The sequence below is a fragment of the Pseudohaliea rubra DSM 19751 genome (genome assembly GCF_000764025.1).
GTDB classification, from domain to species: Bacteria; Pseudomonadota; Gammaproteobacteria; order Pseudomonadales; family Halieaceae; genus Pseudohaliea; species Pseudohaliea rubra.
On sequence record NZ_KN234821.1, the window covers coordinates 1 to 2,936 of the forward strand.

At 68.8% G+C, this 2,936-nt stretch carries 2 protein-coding genes; both read right to left on the reverse strand.

Annotation, left to right across the window (positions count from 1 at the left end):
* Window positions 1–128: 128 nt before the first annotated feature.
* Entirely contained in the window at window positions 129–1,091 is a 963-nt protein-coding gene (locus HRUBRA_RS14430) for a nucleoside hydrolase (RefSeq protein ID WP_035518356.1), read from the reverse strand.
* A gap of 4 nt (window positions 1,092–1,095) precedes the next feature.
* A complete protein-coding gene (gene ettA / locus HRUBRA_RS14435) occupies window positions 1,096–2,760 on the reverse strand; it encodes an energy-dependent translational throttle protein EttA (protein ID WP_035518359.1) in 1,665 nt (554 codons plus the stop codon).
* Between the last annotated feature and the right edge of the window lie 176 nt (window positions 2,761–2,936).

Consider the following 2,936-nt stretch of genomic DNA (forward strand, 5'->3'; position numbering starts at 1 on the left):
GTGCTGCGGGCCTTCGGCCTGCGTCGCGGCGGCGGTGCCGCACCCCTCGCAGCAGCACGCGCCCTTGTGCGCGGGGCTCCCCGGGCTCGATCGGGCCCGAGGGTCGCCGCTCTCCGCCCGCTGTTTCCCTAGGCCCGCCCGTGGGCGAGGCAGTCGAGGTAAAGGGCCCGCACGGCCCCGGCCGTGACAGTCCGGGCGACCCGGCACGGCGGCCGATCGCGCCAGGCGTCCGACAGATAACGCTGCGGGTGCTCGCCGAGGATGCTCTGGCCCAGGGCCACGCCTTCCGTGACCACCCGCACGGGCCCCTCGGCGGTCTCGTAGAGCGCCGGGTCAAGCAGGCAGGCGACGGCGGAGGAATCGTGAATCGGGCACTGGCGCCCTTTGCCCAGGCCCTCGTAGAAGTCGAAGTAGAAGCGGGTGATGGCGTGGATAAAGGCGCCGGCGTCCCCTGCGCGCGCCACCAGGGCGTCGATGAAGGCCTCGTCCATGACCGTTTCCTCAGTCACGTCCAGGCCCACCACGGTGGTGGCAATGCCGGCGCCGAGGACCCGGTCCGCGGCCAGCGGGTCGCCGCCGAAGTTCGCCTCGGTCACCGGCGAGACATTGCCCCGGTGTCCGTGAAAACCGAACACGCCGCCCATGACCACCAGCTCCTTGAGCAGGCCGGGCAGCGCCGGCTCCAGGGCCAGCGCGGCCGCGAGGTTGGTGAGCCGTCCCACGGCCACCAGGGAAAGCTCCCCGGGCTGCTGCCGCGCCAGCGCGACGATGGCTTCGGCCGCAGGCAGCGCCTCGGCCCGTCGCGCCGGCGCGGGGAGGGGGATGTCGCCGAGGCCGTTGGCGCCGTGCACGAAGTCCGGGTAGCCCTCGCCGAGGGCATCCCCCAGGGGGCCGGTGGCACCGCGGAAGACCGGCGCGTCGATGCCGAAGCGCTCGGCCACCACCAGCGCATTGCGGGTGACGTTGTCGAGGCTGGCGTTGCCGGCGACGGTGGTGATCGCCGCCAGCTCCGCCCCGGGCGCAAAGTGGAGAAAAAGCAGGGCCATGGCATCGTCGATGCCGATGTCCGTGTCGAAGATGACCCGTTTCACGGGCTTACTTCAGCTTGCGGTACTTGACCCGGTGCGGTTGCTCCGCCGCCGCCCCGAGGCGGGCCTTGCGGTCTTCCTCGTACTCGGTGAAGTTGCCTTCGTGGAAGACCACGCTGCCATCGTCCTCGTAGGCGAGGATGTGCGTGGCGACGCGATCGAGGAACCAGCGGTCGTGGGAGATCACCAGCGCCGCCCCGGGGAAGGCCAGCAGCGCCTCTTCCAGCGCCCGCAGGGTCTCCACGTCGAGATCGTTGGTGGGCTCGTCGAGGAGCAGCACGTTGGCGCCCTGCTTCAGCAGCTTGGCCAGGTGCAGGCGGTTGCGCTCACCGCCGGAGAGGTCCTTGACGAACTTCTGCTGGTCGGAGCCCTTGAAGTTGAAGCGGCCGACGTAGGAGCGCGAGTTCACCTCGTAGCTGCCGATGCGGATAATGTCCTGGCTGTTGGAGATCTCCTCCCAGACCGTCTTGTTGCCTTCGAGATCATCCCGGGACTGGTCCACGTAGGCCAGCTCCACGGTTTCGCCGAGCTCGACGGTGCCGCCGTCCGGCTGCTCGGCCCCGGTGAGGATGCGGAACAGCGTCGACTTGCCCATGCCGTTGGCGCCGATGATGCCGACGATGCTGCCCTTGGGCACGGAGAAGGTCACGTCGTCGAAGAGCAGCCGGTCGCCGAAGCCCTTCTTCAGGTTTTTCACCTCTATGACCTTGTCCCCCAGGCGCGGGCCCGGCGGGATGTAGATCTCATTGGTCTCGTTGCGGCTCTGGAATTCCTGGCTCTGCAGCTCCTCGAAGCGCGCCAGGCGGGCCTTGTTCTTGGCCTGGCGTCCCTTCGGGTTCGAGCGCACCCACTCCAGCTCGGCCTTGATCGCCTTCTGGTGTGACTGCTCCTGGCGCTGCTCCTGGGCCAGGCGCTGTTCTTTGGTCTCGAGCCAGGCCGAGTAGTTGCCTTCGTAGGGAATGCCGCGGCCGCGGTCCAGCTCGAGGATCCAGCCGGCGGCGTTGTCGAGGAAGTAGCGGTCGTGGGTGATGGCCACCACGGTGCCGGGGAAGTCGTGCAGAAAGCGCTCGAGCCAGCCGACGCTTTCGGCGTCGAGGTGGTTGGTGGGCTCGTCGAGGAGCAGCATGTCGGGCCCGGAGAGCAGCAGCCGGCACAGCGCCACCCGACGCCGCTCACCGCCGGAGAGGGTCTCCACGTCCGCGTCCCAGGGCGGCAGGCGCAGGGCGTCGGCGGCGATCTCGAGTTTGGTGTCGAGGTTGTGCGCGTCGGTGGCCTGGATAATATCCTCGAGGCGGGCCTGCTCTTTGGCCAGCGCGTCGAAGTCGGCGTCGGGCTCGGCGTAGGCCGCATAGACTTTCTCGAGGTCCGCCAGCGCATCGATCGCGTCCTGCAGGCCTTCTTCGACGTTGCCACGCACGTCTTTGTCGGGGTTGAGCTGCGGTTCCTGGGGCAGGTAACCGATCTTGATCCCGGGCTGCGGCCGCGCCTCGCCGAGGATGTCGGTGTCGATGCCGGCCATGATTTTCAGCAGCGTCGACTTGCCGGCGCCATTCAGGCCGAGGACGCCGATCTTGGCGCCGGGGAAAAAGGACAGGGAGATATCCTTGAGGATCTCTTTTTTGGGCGGCACGACCTTGCCGACCCGGTTCATGCTGTAGACGTATTGCGCCATGTGGGGGCTCGCAGTGCGTTGGAAACTGGGGCGCGGAGTTTAGCAAATGCCCGCGGTGCTGGCATTTTGTGGTTGCGGCGGTTGCGGCGGTTGCGGCGGTTGCGGGCTGGTCGGCGTGCCACTAAGACCGGGGGCGGCGGGGGCGGGGTCGCGGGGCGGCCGCAGGGGCGAGCCGC